At 60.1% G+C, this 14,995-nt stretch carries 14 protein-coding genes; 7 read left to right on the top strand and 7 right to left on the bottom strand.

The genetic code is table 11. From position 1 onward, the window contains the following. The first annotated feature begins 232 nt into the window (after positions 1 to 232). The 5 genes from N826_RS34285 to N826_RS34265 all read left to right on the top strand — a co-directional run bounded on the left by N826_RS34285 (position 233) and on the right by N826_RS34265 (position 8,362). Positions 233 to 1,288 carry a hypothetical protein gene (locus N826_RS34285; RefSeq protein ID WP_044436536.1) on the top strand — a complete coding sequence of 352 codons (1,056 nt, stop codon included), beginning with the start codon at positions 233 to 235 and terminating at the stop codon, positions 1,286 to 1,288. A 750-nt stretch (positions 1,289 to 2,038) separates the two neighbouring features. Continuing rightward, entirely contained in the window at positions 2,039 to 2,350 is a 312-nt protein-coding gene (locus N826_RS34280) for a hypothetical protein (RefSeq protein ID WP_044436535.1), read from the top strand. A gap of 12 nt (positions 2,351 to 2,362) precedes the next feature. After that, positions 2,363 to 5,986, top strand: a complete 3,624-nt coding sequence (locus N826_RS34275) for a DUF7146 domain-containing protein (protein ID WP_044436534.1) — start codon at positions 2,363 to 2,365, stop codon at positions 5,984 to 5,986. Positions 5,987 to 6,276: 290 nt separating this feature from the next. Further along, positions 6,277 to 7,962: a methyl-accepting chemotaxis protein gene (locus tag N826_RS34270; RefSeq protein WP_044436533.1), complete on the top strand. Its 1,686-nt coding sequence runs from the start codon at positions 6,277 to 6,279 to the stop codon at positions 7,960 to 7,962. 82 nt (positions 7,963 to 8,044) lie between these two features. Beyond that, entirely contained in the window at positions 8,045 to 8,362 is a 318-nt protein-coding gene (locus N826_RS34265; protein WP_044436532.1) for a hypothetical protein, read from the top strand. 302 nt (positions 8,363 to 8,664) lie between these two features. Here N826_RS34265 and N826_RS43745 read toward each other — a convergent pair whose 3' ends face one another. Next, on the bottom strand, positions 8,665 to 8,838 hold the full coding sequence (locus N826_RS43745) for a hypothetical protein (protein WP_157599397.1): 174 nt from the start codon (positions 8,836 to 8,838) through the stop codon (positions 8,665 to 8,667). Between the two features lie 307 nt (positions 8,839 to 9,145). Between N826_RS43745 and N826_RS34260 the strand changes: the two genes are divergently transcribed. Next, positions 9,146 to 9,331: a hypothetical protein gene (locus N826_RS34260; protein ID WP_044436531.1), complete on the top strand. Its 186-nt coding sequence runs from the start codon at positions 9,146 to 9,148 to the stop codon at positions 9,329 to 9,331. Positions 9,332 to 9,701: 370 nt separating this feature from the next. Here N826_RS34260 and N826_RS43740 read toward each other — a convergent pair whose 3' ends face one another. Then, on the bottom strand, positions 9,702 to 9,866 hold the full coding sequence (locus N826_RS43740) for a hypothetical protein (protein ID WP_157599396.1): 165 nt from the start codon (positions 9,864 to 9,866) through the stop codon (positions 9,702 to 9,704). Between the two features lie 532 nt (positions 9,867 to 10,398). On the opposite strand from N826_RS43740, the gene N826_RS43735 reads away from it, so the two are divergent. Next, on the top strand, positions 10,399 to 10,569 hold the full coding sequence (locus N826_RS43735; protein ID WP_157599395.1) for a hypothetical protein: 171 nt from the start codon (positions 10,399 to 10,401) through the stop codon (positions 10,567 to 10,569). Positions 10,570 to 10,620: 51 nt separating this feature from the next. Here the strand turns inward: N826_RS43735 and N826_RS43730 are convergent, their stop codons facing one another. The 5 genes from N826_RS43730 to N826_RS34235 form a co-directional block, all read right to left on the bottom strand. Continuing rightward, positions 10,621 to 10,848, bottom strand: a complete 228-nt coding sequence (locus N826_RS43730) for a hypothetical protein (RefSeq protein ID WP_147041321.1) — start codon at positions 10,846 to 10,848, stop codon at positions 10,621 to 10,623. Positions 10,849 to 11,181: 333 nt separating this feature from the next. After that, the gene (locus N826_RS34250; protein WP_044436529.1) at positions 11,182 to 11,442 is read right to left on the bottom strand and encodes a hypothetical protein; all 261 of its coding nucleotides are present in this window, start codon (positions 11,440 to 11,442) and stop codon (positions 11,182 to 11,184) included. A 33-nt stretch (positions 11,443 to 11,475) separates the two neighbouring features. After that, the gene (locus N826_RS34245) at positions 11,476 to 12,135 is read right to left on the bottom strand and encodes an AAA family ATPase (protein WP_044436528.1); all 660 of its coding nucleotides are present in this window, start codon (positions 12,133 to 12,135) and stop codon (positions 11,476 to 11,478) included. A gap of 398 nt (positions 12,136 to 12,533) precedes the next feature. Then, on the bottom strand, positions 12,534 to 14,309 hold the full coding sequence (locus tag N826_RS34240; protein WP_044436527.1) for a type IV secretory system conjugative DNA transfer family protein: 1,776 nt from the start codon (positions 14,307 to 14,309) through the stop codon (positions 12,534 to 12,536). Next, positions 14,306 to 14,995 (bottom strand): ATPase, T2SS/T4P/T4SS family (locus N826_RS34235; RefSeq protein WP_169789474.1); only part of this gene is annotated, 690 nt, incomplete at its 5' end. The genes N826_RS34235 and N826_RS34240, both read right to left, overlap by 4 nt.

Raw genomic sequence — 14,995 nt, 5'->3', positions numbered from 1 at the left:
CCACCACTAACAGGCTATCAGCGTTAGCTGAACAGCCGTCATGCGTGTGTTCACATTGCCTCGACGGTTTTGAAGCAGCTTCAAAAAATCGGACAAAATTGTACAGCTCTTGACAATCATGAGAGGTGTACTACATTTTGTGCCTAATAAGGCGCGATACACAATTCAGTCTGATAAGAGACTGATCAAGCAGGAGAGGAATCATTGTCGATAGAGATGAAAGGGTCATCCAGTGCCCGATGGCAGCTTTTCCACAGTCGGTCCGTATTTGTTTCCTCCACCTCCAATTCAGATCGAGGAATTCCTCTTCATTGTTAAGGAGACTGGTGAGCCGGAGCGCATCCCTGGCATCACGCGTGCGCCACCTGATTTAAGCCTGGAGCGCCACGAGCTCATCTGTGAGATCCATGTGCCCGTCGGGCAGCGACCCGGAGGCGAATATATCCCCTGTGCCATCTGTAGGGATGTTCCCAAGTTCCTGCACGGTCACTTGCTGTGGTCCGAGGACGGTTGCCTCCGGCTGATTGGCCACTGTTGCGCCCATGAATATTTCCAAGGCGGACGGTTCGCAGACATCGTGGACCAAGGCCGGCGGAAGCGTCAGCGGAAGGCTCAGGAAGATTGGCTTCTCGATAATTTGGAGAAAGTGCCAGACCTTCTTGCTGAGATTGTTGCGCTCCAGCCAGCAGCAGGCTTTCTACACAAGCAAAAGAGTGCCTTTGCCAAGGAAGCTCCTGCTGTGCATGAGATCTTCCAGCGGGCATTCCGGAATAGCGCCGGCGCCTTGACGGTTGTGCACGAACAGTTAGCCCGAAATCATGATGGTCCCCGTGGATTTCACTCGTCAACGGGAGGCCAGAGCGATTACCAGGTTGAGATTGTAGCCACCCTCCGTGGTCAAGAGTTCCTGATGACGGGATTCCGCCCCATATCTGCGCTGAAGAAGCTGATTGCTCAATTGGAAGCGTTGCCCGGCGGCAACGTTCTTGATGCCGTGGCCGCCATGGATGAGCAGGGTGTCGATGCAACGACAAGGATGTTCCTGGCTGCGCTCAAGGCCGGACCAGCGCTGGTTGCACGATTACGCGCCGCAGCCTTGTTCCTGTCGCCTGCAAACGTTGCGGGAATGAAAAAATGGGCTGAGCATCCTAACAATCCACTGCCGCTTCATATCGATTTGCGTTCGAGCAGCTTTCGACTTCGTCTCGATGAGAACAATATTTTGTTGGTCTTGACATCATGCCCGCCGATGTCAGACCTGAAAGGCTTTGATATCGCTTTGCCCTAAATATTCTCTTTACCCCAGCCCTTTGTTCGATCCCCCAGAAGGGTAGTCGGTTGCGGCGCCCTGTTCGTTGCGTCGTAACCTGCTTTGAGGTGCGCCAGCGATGCTTCTATAGACCATTGGCAAACCCGTCCAGCGGCGTTGCTTGTGCCGCGATGAGCCACTGGTCCAGTTTGCCAGCCTGCTTCTCACGCACCATCGCGCGGAACTACCGCGCCAGCATGATCACGGAAACCAGATCCGGCACTCCGGCAAGCAGGACATCGACGAACCTCCGCGCGATGTCGTTGATCTCGCCGGCATCGGCCACCAACAGCCACGCCGCCCGACGGTCGGAGGGCGCTTTCCAGGGTTTTGCCGACGTCGCCTGCCGAGCCCTTATTACAGGAGGACGATTCCTACCCAATCTATCACGCGGGCTTTTTCACGGTCTAAACGATCTAGTGAAAAAAAGCTGTTGTCCCGCAACCATGCAAGTAGTAACATACTTGACATGACTAAGGGCGACACCGCTACCACACAGTGCCGCCCTCAGTCATTTTTCGCCGCCATCGATCCCATGGTTTCGCGGCCCAAGATCGATGGACTTTGCTACTTCGTCAGCCAAGGACCGAATGCCTCAGCCAACGTCTCCAGACACTATAATCGTTACAGTGCCTGATTTCAAGTCCGACTCGGATCGAGTTATATCGTGGACGACGCGACGTGGTTGATACAAACGGCTATCTGGCTGACCAAGGGAGATCTATCCCGATGGCCGTTGCCCACGTTGCCTTACGTGCGATGATCGATTCGCGCATCACATCCGCCACCGCTCTCCATGCCATTGGTGTGATGAGCCATCACGCCGACGAAACTGGCGCTATTCACCCCGCAGATGACGGCCAAATCGTCACCGATCCGGAGTACCTATCGCGCCGGCTTGGCGTAACCAAGGCCGCGATCTTCCGGGTGTATAATCTGTTAGTCGAACTAGGTTACATCGATTGGCGCAAAGCCGCCCGTGGCGCAGAACGTACGGCTGGCATCACCGGACAGGTTCGTCTCATCGTCTCCGCACAGTGACGCGGGGCCAACATGGAATACCCCAACCGCCCAACCAGGGCGGAAGGCGATCTTGCGCGCGTAACTGACGAACAACGCCGCCGCATTGCCGACCGTGCCCTTGAAATCGCCATCGAGTACCACGGCAAGCCGACCAGCATTACCAGCACCCACGCCCGATTCGGCGCCAAGGGAAGTCTGAAGGTCAACTTTGCCAGTAAGCATGCCGGCACCTGGGTTGACTGGGAGGCCGGCACCAAGGGCGACATGATCGCCCTGATCCAGCATCAAACCGGCATGGGGTTTATCGACGCCCTGGGTCATGCGCTGAAGGAACGCGTCCAGTCCCCGGTGATCGCCCAGCACAGGGCGAAGCCGACCCGGCACGAAGTCGATCCGTCCATCTTCGCCCGCCAGCAGTGGGCTGCTGCCAGGAACATCACCGGCACCCTTGCCGAAACCTATCTGGTGAAGTTCCGCGGCATCCCAGCCAATGTGGTTGATACCCTCGACCGTACCGGTCGTATTCGCTTCCACTCCGGCCATAAGGCAAAGCCGGATTCCTACACCACCGCGCCCGCGCTTCTGGTGGCAGCAACCGATCTGGCCGGCAAGGTTCACGGCTTCCAGGCTGTTCGCCTCAAGGCCGATGGCGACAAGCGCGACGGTATCGCCAAGCTGTCGGCTGGCTCTCTCAGCCTCAACCATGCTATCGGTTGGCTATCAGATGGCGACGGTGACGTGATCTGCGGTGAAGGTCCGGAGGACGGCATCACTTTGTATGCCGCTCGGCCCGACGCCATGGTTGGCGTTGCCTTCGGTGGCTTAAAGCGTCTGGTCGACTCGGTACCGGCAGAGCGCCGCATCATCATTGCCGCCCAGAACGATGCCCCGGACAGCAGGGCCGCGAAGTCTCTTGCCGAAACCTGCGAGATGCTGGCCGCTGCCGGCTGTAACATCTGGATCGCCCGTCCGCCTGCCGGCGTAAAGGACGCCAACGACCTGTTGCGTACGCAGGGCCTCGATGCCGTGCGCGCCATGCTGGACGGCGCCGTGCCGGTGCTGTCGCCTAGCAGCTCCACCCCCGATAAGCCAACCAACACTGATACCTTCCCCGAACTGGTGCCGCACTGGCCGGCAACGACGGTGGATGCCACCACCGCATACGCCGAACTCCAGATCCTGCTGGAAGACTGGATGACACAGGCCGAACGCTGGCTGGAGGCCCGTGACTATGCCAGAGATCAATGCAATGCCTTCATTACCGATGGCATGTCCGCCCGTGAAAAGCGCGATGCCAGGCGCAACATCGATCGCACCGTTGCCCGCACTTATCCCGGCATCGACCTGAAGCGCCCACCCCGGCTCCAACTTGCCGCCGCTGCCGGCCTCGGCAAATCATCGGGCGTGCGTGAAGCCTACCTGCGCCACCCGAAGCTCTGGAACCGCCAGTTTCACGGCTTCTTTCCGACCGTTGCCCTGGCACGCGGCTTCGAAAGCGCCATGAAGGACTTGACCAGGAATGTCTGGCCAGCACCACTGGTCGTGCTCCACCGTGGCCGCGACCACGAGGCGGAAATCGGCAACGCGCCGTGCGTCCGGCACCGGACCGCTCGCAAGCTAGCCGGCAAAGTGCCCTCTGTGTTCTCAGCCATGTGCATGCGCGGCGACACCATATGCCCCCACTTCAAGGGGTGCGAGTACATCAACAACTATCTGAACCAGGGCGCCGGCCTGCACCTGTTTGTCCATGACCACCTTACCCTGGGCAAGCCGCTCGGATTTCCGACCGCCGATCTGGCTGTTATCGACGAGGACTCAACCCAGACGCTGCTGACATCGGCAACGGTTGGCGCTGCCCTTCTGGCCGAACCGGCAACCTATCAAAACGCAGCTCTGACCAACGAACAGGACGATGCCGCTGCGCTGGGCGCCCGCCTGCTGGTTGCTATCACCAGCGGCGCCCCCTTGCTGGCCGCGATTCGGGACGCAAAACTCAACAAAAAGCAGCTCGACACCCTGGCGCGGTGGACCGAGCCAACCGAGATGGGTCCGGATATTTCTCCGGCTATGTCGGATAAGGCCATTGAGGAGGCTGCGGAAAAGATCAAACCTCACCAGGGTGAAATCGTCGGCCGCATCGTTCGCCAGCTCGCCCGCGAGCTGCGCCACCCGCGCGACATCGCCCACGGCGTCAGCTACCGTGACGGTGACCTTCACCTGCACCGCCACTCAGCTCCCAAAGCCGTGCCGAAGGGCATTCCGCTCCTGATTATCGATGCCGATGCCGACCTCGCCACCAACCGCATCCTGTTCGGCTCCAATTTGACCGGGCGCGAGATCATGGCGCGGCGCCTGGGTCGGGTTACCCAGGTCAGGAACGCCACGCTGGCTAAATCCTACATCGCTCCAGAGGCGGCATTCAGTGCGCCAACTGACCGGCAGGTCGAGCACGCCCAGGCCCTTCGCGCCCGCATCCTGACTTGGATTTCACTCAAGGCCGAAGGCGGGAAGGTGCTGGTGGTGACCAACAAGCCGGTACGCACCGCATTTACCGGTGAAGGGTCCGGCAGGATCCCGGTGTCGGTTGAGTTCGGCGGCGCCACCTGGACACACTACGGCGCCATCCTGGGCATCGACGCGTGGAAGCACTACGATGCCGTGGTGCTGCTGGGCCGCGAGGAAATGTCGGCGAGTGCCGCTGAACAGCAGGCTCGCGCGATACACTGTGATGACCCTATCCCTCTGAACCTCACTGGCCGTTACCGGAAGGTAACCCGTTGTCACCGCATGCGCGACGGCTCGGCAGTGCCGATGCAAGTGTACGAGCACGAGGACCATCGTGTGCAGGTCTGCACCGAAGCCAAACGCGAGCGCGGCATGGCCCAGGCCCTCGACCGGCTGCGCCTGATCCATGGCCGTGCCGACCGCGAGGTGTTCATTCTATGCAACCTGCCGCTACCAGGCATTGAGGTCGATAGCCTGCTGACCCTGAACGACCTGCTGGAGGGTGGCTCCGCCGCCGAACGCCTGATCGCCCATGCCAGGCGTGAATGGGGTGTTCTTCCGCTGTCGGCTGAGTTCCTGGCCGAACAGGTGCCCCATATCGCCACGTCGCGGCGTACGGCTGAGCGGCTGGTGGCCGAAATCAAAACCGCCACTCAGCAAATAGGTACTTATTTGCTGAGTGGCGGTTTTAAACCGGCTAACTACTGGCTACCGAAGCAGCGGCGGCCTAGCACAGTCCTGTTCTTTACCAGGATCAGCAACAGCGCCGGCATTGCCGCGCTGGAACGGCTGTTCGGACCGGTTACGGTGCAGGTCACCAGTGACGCCGATACGATGGAAACGGAGCCGGTAATCGAGTTCGTTGCCGAAGAGACTCCCCCGAATAAACCCCCGACATACGCGTCGGTTGTTCCTGAATGCCCCCACAGGATTATCGTAGACCTCAAACTCCCGGCACTCTCACCCTGGCCAGCATTGATGAACAGAAGCTGGAAGAACAAGGAAGACCGCTCGCCGCTGGGGCATTCCCCCGGTGATCCGGAGAGGATCACCGGGGGAAGCCTTGAGCTTGTCTCCGATGTGGACGTCAACACCGGTCCACCCCATCTTCGGCCGGCCCAGCGCTCCGACTTCCAATATTGTCCCTGACCGGCCTGCCAGATGGGTCCCCTGAGACCGGTATTGACGTCCAGCTCTGCTGAACTGGTCGCCGCCTCGAAGGGCGGCTCGCCCTCGGCAGCTACGTTCCATATATCAAGCCAGTACACTAATAATGTTGCTGGTGTATTCGTCACTGCTCTTCGGTGATCTGCTGATCCAGCTATACGTATATCTCCTTACAAGGGTGCATACTGAATTTTAAGTATTTTTGCTTAAGGGTTGCTTGATCCGTACGCAACCATTTAGGAGCCTGCCGGAAGGCGGGGATCTGAGCTGAGATGAGTTTCCTCAACAACGTTCGTATTCTGATCAAAGTGCTGAGTGCCCTGGCACTTCTGAGCGTGCTCGCGATCGGGATGACGGGTCTGTCGCTGGTCCGGATGGGCGAGGCCGACGCCCGCTACTCGGCGCTGCTGGAAGAGGAGGCCGCTGCAGTGAAGTGGCTGGCCCGAACCAACACGACGCTCGTGGATATCGGTCGTGTTCTCAATCTGCTGATCGCTGAGCCGGAGGTTCCGGTGATGCGTAAACTGTCCGCCGACATCGACAAGCTGGCCACTCAGTACGGCGAGCGCGCCCAGAACGTGGCGAAAGCCTATCCGTCGTCGGCCGACAGAATAAAAAGCCTGATGCGCGACTTCGATGCCTTGATGCCGATCCGCGCAGACATTGAAAAGGCGTCCCTGGCCAGCGACAACGACGCCGCCCTGCGCCTGTCCACCGAACGTTTCAACCCCGCCTTCAATGCGCTTCGTTCAAGCGTGCAGACATTGATCGACGAGGGGGATACACGCATGCAGGCAGCGTCGGACGAGGCGACGGCTACCTATCTGTCGACCCGGCTGTGGACCATCATTATCGGTGCCACGGGACTGGCTCTGTGCCTTGGGCTGGCGCTGGCGATTATCCGCGGCGGCATCACATCGCCGATCAATGCGCTGGTCACAGTCATGCGTGACTTGGCTGCCGGCAACCTGAGCATCAGCGTCGTCGGCACCGAGCGGCACGATGAGCTGGGATCCATGGCGCAGGCGGTTCAGGTGTTCAAGGACAACGCGGTCGAGCGGGTTCGTCTCGAGGCGGCGCAGGCGGCGGAGCGCCAAGCCAAGGAGGCGCGGGCGGCTGAGGTCGAGCGGCTGATCGGCGGCTTCGAGGGCGGTGTGGGCGAGATCCTGCGCACCGTCGCCTCGGCTGCCACCGAGCTCGACAGCACGGCCCAGAGCATGGCGGCAATTGCCGAGGAGACCTCGTGCCAGGCCACGGCGGCGGCGGCGGCGGCCGAGCAGACGTCGAGCAACGTCTCGACCGTGGCGGCGGCGTCGGAGGAAATGACCAGCTCGCTGCGCGAGATCTCGCGCCAGGTGAGCCGCTCGACCGGCATTGCCGGCCAGGCGGTCGAGCAGGCCGGCAGGACCGACAGCACGGTCAGGGGGCTGGCCGAGGCGGCCGGCCGGATCGGCGAGGTGGTCGGGCTGATCCAGTCGATCGCCAGCCAGACCAACCTGCTGGCGCTCAACGCCACCATCGAGGCGGCCAGAGCGGGCGAGGCCGGCAAGGGCTTTGCCGTGGTGGCTTCGGAGGTCAAGAACCTGGCGACCCAGACGGCCAGGGCGACCGAGGAGATCTCGGCTCAGATCTCCGCCATGCAGGCCGCCACCAGCGGTGCTGTCGCCGACATCCAGGGCATCGGCGGCACGATCGGCGAGATGAACGAGATCACCACCACGATCGCGGCCGCCGTCGAGGAGCAGAGTGCCGCCACCGCTGAGATCTCGCGCAGCGTCGGCCAGGCCGCCGCCGGCACGTCCGAGGTCTCGGGCAACGTCGTCCAGGTCACCGAGGCGGCCAGCCAGACCGGTGCCGCCGCCACCCAGGTGCTGGGCGCCTCGGGCGAACTGGCCCGCCAGGCCGAGCGCCTCAAGGCCGAGGTCGAGCGTTTTTTGTCTGGCATCCGCGCCGCCTGAGCCATGAAAAGAGAGGGCTGGTCGCCGAAAGGTGGCCGGTCCTCAATCCTGTTGCACTTTGCCTGAAACAAAGGTCCTGGTCATGCATCCCCATCTCGCTGTCCGTCGCCTGGGCGTCCTGAACACCAAACTAGAAAACCACAAAGCAGCTCTACAGGGCTGGTTCGACACCCTCGACAGCCACCTGTACCGACTTTATCTGATCACCGGCAAGGATGACTTTGCCAAAGCTCTGCCTCTGATCAGGCGTCTGCGCGAGGAGACGACTGCTGTTGACGGAACCTCGCTGGATCAAGTTCAGGGGCTTCAGGAGCTTACCCGGCAGCTTAACCATGTAATGTGTGTGCTTCTGGATCAGGCTGAAATGTGGTCAGGATCCGACCATGATCCCAAACAGTAGATCTGCACACGGTTCTTGATAAAACACATTCATGAACTGCATAAATCCGATTCGAACAACCCAATATGGGTAAACTGGTCATGCTGCTGCTCTAGGAGTCGTAGTTTTTCTATGATTTCATGGATACGTTCTTTATCCGTTCGATCCAGCGTTTCTCCCAGCAGGATCAAATCAGCAATCGCTCGGCAGACAAGGTCTGACACAATATGGAACCATCTTCATTTTCAAGCCGTATTCAAAAATAATTAATCAACAACCTTGAGTTTTGTATTGTTCGTTAGTAATAGGTAACGACTTACAACCTAATCTTTAGGCTCAGAGGAGAACCGCAGTTTGATCCGGATCAACTCATCGATGTCAGGCCATTCCTGCTCCTGATGAGAAAGGCGCGTGATGATCTTCAGGACCTCCTCACGTTCTGCCGGATCCGATGCAGCGTCGGCGATGGCTTGGAGATCTGTGACGGTGCGTTGCATCTTATCACTCCCGAGGTGTCATGTCCTGATGCTGTGAGCAGTGCAACAACCCGATCGTTTTAGAGTGCCACTGAAAAATCTGATCCCGTAAAGGATTAAGCGACATAGTTGGCAGCATTATTTGATTTGCTGCCCATGGCTTTCACGTTGCATAATTGTCATTAAACTAGCATATTTTTGCGCAATCTTGCTACTAGTACTTCTTGCTTGATTTTTTCGTCTATATCGATGCAGTGTCTAACTTTGAAAACGCGCTGGTAGAATGTCAATGCCAATAACCGAAACATTTTTTGTTTCAGGTTGATCGTTGGCCCAGGTGGACCAGCAGGTCATTCCGACTTATGCCCTGGTGGGTTTTGCTAGTACCGGGGGCGCTCCGGATGCCGGCGAGGAAAGTCGCGACCTCGCACCGCACCGCCTCAGCTTGGCCGGGCAGCGGTCGGAAGACGCCCAGCACCAAGTCGCCGCCTCGCCGGTGCGGGTCGCGGCCTGATTGACCTCGAGGACGCCGGTACTGATCTCACCGGTGCCTTGCGCCGCTTGGGCGACGCTGCAGGCGATCTCGCCGGTGGGGCATCTGGTAAGTAGCCACCAAGCCCATTCAGGCCCTCCTACGGCTTGCTACTGGACCCTAACGTTATTTGCTAGGGTCCAGTGCAATGAAGAATGTGTTACCGGCAGCCGCTGAAGTTATCAGCACAGGTGCCATTCGGCGAAGTGCGGATGTGAGGAGCGACGTAGGTTCCATCCTTCCGAGTGTAACCACGGACACTGACGTTAGCGAAAGCAGGCAGAGCAGTCGCCGCCAGCACAACAGTCGTCATAACTGCGAGAACAATCTTTTTCATTGCTGCTTTCCTGATTTACCGGCAACCGCCGTATACGCAAGTTCCAGGCGCGGAGCGGATATACGGAGCCACGTAGGTTCCGTTCTGCTTGATATAGCCATTGACGATATCCGCCATTGCGGGCAGGGCAGTGGAAGAAAGCGCAACGACAGTCATAGCGGCGAAAATAATCTTCTTCATCGCATTTTTCCTAATTTAACGATTTCGGGTTTGGGACCGCTGGGGTCGTAGATAGGCGGCTTTTCTTCGAAAGAGGCGGTTGTTATGAAGGCTGCAAGAATGGCTACAAATGCGCCTCCCGCAACAGACTGACAACCGATAGAGCGAGCAATTGCAGGAAACATTCTCACACCGCGACATTGATGAACTCAACCTCGGGCCAATTGTTACCACTATCGTTTTTGTCTCCGCAATATCACAATGGTTTTAGATAAAACATTAACCATATTGCTCTGGCTTGTGAGCGCATCGGCGAGCATGCTCTGGCCAGTTGCACGACCAGTTGCACGACTAGATATATCGTTACCCTCGTCGCCGCTGTTATGGCGCTGTCCACCTGCGCCGACACGCTGCCTTCTCTATGGCCGCAGAGCAGGGTGGTCACACGATTTACACCTCGGTCGAGATCGCTACAGGACAGGTGGTCCACGTGCTGGACGTCGATGAGGTCGGCCTGCCACCACCTCAGCTATATGTGTAGCGGCTTTATCTGATGACCGGCAACGACGACTTCCTGGTGGTCCTGCCCGTCATCAAGCGTCTGCGTGACGAGGCAGAGACCTTGAGAGCCCATGATCAGACGGCTCTGGAAAACTTGGAAGAATTGGGTGAGCAGCTTCGCCGCATTGTCACTGTACTCACGGAGTCTGGCTTACGCGCGTAATATCCCGCAGGACGAACACGGCTGAAAGGTTGAGTGCTCTTATCGCTTCCGTCAGGTCCGCTCGATCCTGTCGGAAAATATCACCATGCAGGGATCGTTCATCGTCCTCCGCCGTGAGCACTGTGCCAGCTCGTGCCGCAGCTCCGGCATGGCCATGTCGGCGCCATAGCGTTCCAGCAGCTTTGCCCGGTGGTACTGCCCTGCCCTGCCGCATTTGGCGCAGGACACCCGCACCATCGGCAAGGGGTATTCGCCCAATGTCCAGGCGCCTTTCGCCATTGTGAAAACTCCCCAGGTCAACCATTTGCCAACGCTTTGGTGGTCAAGCCGCCAACGAGCGGCGACCAGATCGTCATGGTTGAGGTCAACGGCCTTCGCGAGGGTTCCCGTTCGCAGCCCGGTCATAATGGCCCCTGGAGCGTCATGTTGAACCGGGCGAGAATGGGACGGAAGGCCGTTGATCCCCACAAGCCCAATAACCTATTGGCCTCCCCTGGCTGATCTTCCTTCAAGATCGGCCAGGAGAGGCCACCCGGCGAGGGTATCTTTCTTATACCGTAACAGTGCCTTAACAGTATGAATTCGGTATGTTTGTCGTATGAAAACGGTGGCTCAAACCCCCTCCCGCGCCAGCTTTTCGGCAACTGCCAGCCTGATCCATGCCAGCCGCGTCATCCCGCCGGCACCCTCCCTGGCTCGCTCTACCCGGCCGGCCATGGCGCCGGTTAGTGTCATGGTGAACCGCACCTCACCCTGGTCATCAGGTTTCTGCTCGGCCTTGCGATCATCGTTGGCTTCGGCGCCGCCGATTACCCGCTGGATGTCGGCTTCACTGACTTGGGCGGACTGCTTCGGCTTGCTGAACTTGCTCATGATCGGTGTTCCCCTGATACCGTGACGGTGTTATTACGGTGTAATTTCGGTGCTAAAAACATACCGATACAGTGAGTCCATCTCGGCAACTGCCTTCGGATCGGCCCGCACCATTTCCGCCGCAGCCAGCCCCATGAGGTGCGCCTGGGCGATGGCCTTGCGGTTGCCGACCCGCCCCGGCACCACCTGGAGCGCTTCGGCGTGTTCGGCGAATGCCGCCTCGGCCTCGGCGTTGTCATTGCCGATGGGATCGGCACGGTTGACCAGCGCCAGCGCGCGAAGGTTTTCATTTACTGCGCGGATCTCGCTGATCAGCTCGACCGCCGCGTCGATGGTCCACAGGTCGGGACCGCGCGGAGCGAACGGCAACAGCACGACGTCGGCGATCGTCAGCGCCGATCGCTGGGTGGTCGTGTCCCTAGCTCCGGCGTCGATGACGATTGTGTCGTATTTCGGCTTGAGCCGGCGCAGCTCGTCACGGACCCCTTTACCGACCAATGCCACGGTGGTCACTCGGTCGGTGCTGACGGCTTCCCGGTCGCCGCGAGCTGCCGCCCAGGTCATCGTGGTTTCCTGGCTGTCGCCATCGACCAACAGCACGTCCTTACCGTCACGCGCCGCCAGCACGGCGAGGTTCGATGCCAGAGTGGATTTCCCCACGCCGCCCTTAATGCCGCCCACTACCAGTATCATTTCAGTATCCAATCGGTATGTTTTCGGTGCTTATGCCCTACCAAAGATACACCAAAAAAACACCGCAGGGCAATGGCGCCTGACCCGGAAATCCCCAGCGCGGTTTTTCAAGTTCGGAATAGTCGCGGTGCTCTCCGCTGTCGGATGAGCGCCACTCCTGATGAGGGGGGATGGCCGGTGGCGTTAGCGTTACCGACCCAATCTTCGACCTAAACGTCAACCTACACCGGCCCCATGCCGATCAACGTCCACGCTATGGCCTGAAATCTGGCCGCTGGATAGGGTCTGACCGTTCTCCGCTAACCTGCCCGACCAGCAAACTCCAGACGACTCTCCGTGGCCTTCCTACGAGTCAGCAGCGGATAGGGCAGAACCTCCGCAGTGACCCCCTTCTTGAGTCACGCTGCTTTTCCGGTCTTTTCCGTCGGGAACTTAACCGAGCCATCGTCGCGGTCGAGCGTGTAGGCCACAGCCGGCGGTTCGACCGGGGTCTGCTCCAGGTTCATGAAGTTGGCATCGGCGTACCAGCAGTTCCGCTTGAGCCGGAACGCGGGCGCTCCCTTGCGGAACATGATTTCCTCATCGTCGGGAAGTTCGTTGACCTCCTGGGGGAGCAGGAGCGCACGCTTGGCCTGACCGGTGTTTTCGTTCTGCTCCTTCGCGCGAAACCACCCGAAGAACCGCGGCGTCGACCGACTGACGTTCTCAACGGTGTCGTACCCGGTCCGTTCGCTGACCTCCCTGGTCAGCAGTTCGTCGTTGGTACCGAAGACGATCTCCGCTCCGAGGTTCCCCAACAGCGAGGCCAGTCCGTCTTCCTTGTATTCGTCTCTCAGGTCAGTCTTAGTCTGGACGACGAAGCTGAAGTGCAGCCCGAAGCCCCGTGCGAAGCCGTTCGCCTTTGCGATCGGCCGCATCGGGGGGAGGGCGGTCAACTCGTCCATCAGGACGTGGCACCGGTGGGTGATGGTGCTGTCGTGATCCGGGTGGGAGTCCATGCAGGCGTCGAAGAGTTGGAGGAAGAACAGGCGCAGCAGGAAGCCCAGTTGCTCCAGATCGGACGGCATGACACCGATGTAGATGGTCATCTTTCGCCGGCGCAGATCGCGCAGGTCGAAATCGCTCCTAGATGTTGCCGCCACGACCTTCGGATTGAACCAGATCCCCATGGTCGATGTGACCTGCTTGCGGATGCCCTGCACCATGTCCTCGTTGCCGCGCAGATAGTCGGACAGCAGGTTGACGCAGTCCTGGGTGTAGGGTCGGTCCGTGGCCCGGCGCTCCTCGACCATGCGGGCGATCGTCTCCATGCTGTCGCCGCGGGTGAAAAAGCGGAAGATCGAAGCTGGGGTCAGGTCCATTCCCGGCGTCTCGCAGATCAGGGTGGCGATGCCTGTCCATGCGGTCCGCGCGCTGTCCTGCCAGAACTTGTTCTTGTTAGCCGTGCCGACTTCGGGAAACAGGTTGAAGGCCCGGCGCTGGATCCTGGACAGGTAATCCGGCTGTGACTCATTGATCCCGCCGACCGGATTCCAGCAGTGGGTGGCGCCGTTTTCGGCCAGGGGCGAGAACAGGAAGACGTCCTGGCCGAGGGTGTTTTCCCGATGTGCCGCCGTCCTCGTGTAGTTCTCGCGCTTGATGTCGAGCACGACCAGGCTGTCGGCGTAGTTGAAGCAGTTCGGGACAACGTAGGCGACGCCCTTGCCGCTGCCGGTCCTGGCATAGAGCAGGGCGTGCTCTGGGCCGGGAAGGCAGACGTAGCGTTTGCCCATCCCCAGGACCCCGGCGGTGCGGCCAAGCAGGATGCAGTCTGGCCGAGGGCGGAACGAGTAGATCAGGCCCGATTTCCTGCCCTGCCGCGGCGTTGCGTATTTCGCGGAGCCGAACAGGGCGCGGCCGTCACGACCGGGAGGGACACCGTCTTCGCCAAGAATGCGGTAGACGGACAAGCCGGCGGTGATAAGGCCGGCGGCGGCTCCGTAGAGCAGCCATTCATTGACCCATGCCTGAGTGTAGGCATCCGGCATGGTGGCGAAGAGATAGCCCCACCACTCGGCGGTGGGAATGCCGGCTTGCCGGATCGTGCCGAGGCCGAAGAGGGTGACGGTGGAGGCGGTGAAGGTGAATCCCGCCAGGGCGATAACGGGGGACAGAACCAGTTTCAGCCTTCTCATGCCGCAGCCTCCGCATGCCGGAACCACACCTCGGAAACCGCGAAGCGTCCCTCGGGCCGGTGGAAATGAACCACGACGTCGATCAGGCTTTTCAGCGACGCCTCGATGTCGGTCAACTCGACGCTGGAGGCAGCCGGCGCCTGCTTGACCATCAGCGCCAGCGTCGGGAAGACCTCGCGCGTGCTGGAGGCGTGGCAGGTGGTCAGGCCGGGGTGTCCGGAGCGGCGTGCGCGCAGGAAGCTGAACGCCTCCGCGCCGCGCAGTTCCTGGAGCAGCAGCCAGCGCATGGCCAGCCGCAGCGATGCCTCGACCAGATCGTTCGGCGTGACGTTGGCGGCTCCCTGGCCGCCCTTGCTGTAGAACAGGTCGGTGCGGTTCCGGTGGGGCAGGGCGCTCCATTCGTCGCTGTCCTGAACCGTGACGAGCCGGTCGTCCAGCGGGATTTCGTTGGCCAGCCCCATGCCGAAGAAGGTCTTGCCGGACCCGACTTCGCCGCACAGGACATGCGTCATGCGGGCTTTCATGGTGGCGCGCAGGAAGGCGGTCCATGCGCGATGGCGTTCGTCAGGCCTGGTGGCGCGGCATGCCTCGTGGTAGAGGGTGACCAGGGCTTCCGTGTCGCGTGAGAGGCCATCCTGCAGCGGCTCGACACCGGAGAAGATACCGCCGGCGGCGAGCTGGTCGAG

This window comes from Skermanella aerolata KACC 11604 (genome assembly GCF_000936425.1).
Taxonomy (GTDB): Bacteria; Pseudomonadota; Alphaproteobacteria; order Azospirillales; family Azospirillaceae; genus Skermanella; species Skermanella aerolata.
This window is presented reverse-complemented; position numbering and strand designations above follow the sequence as displayed.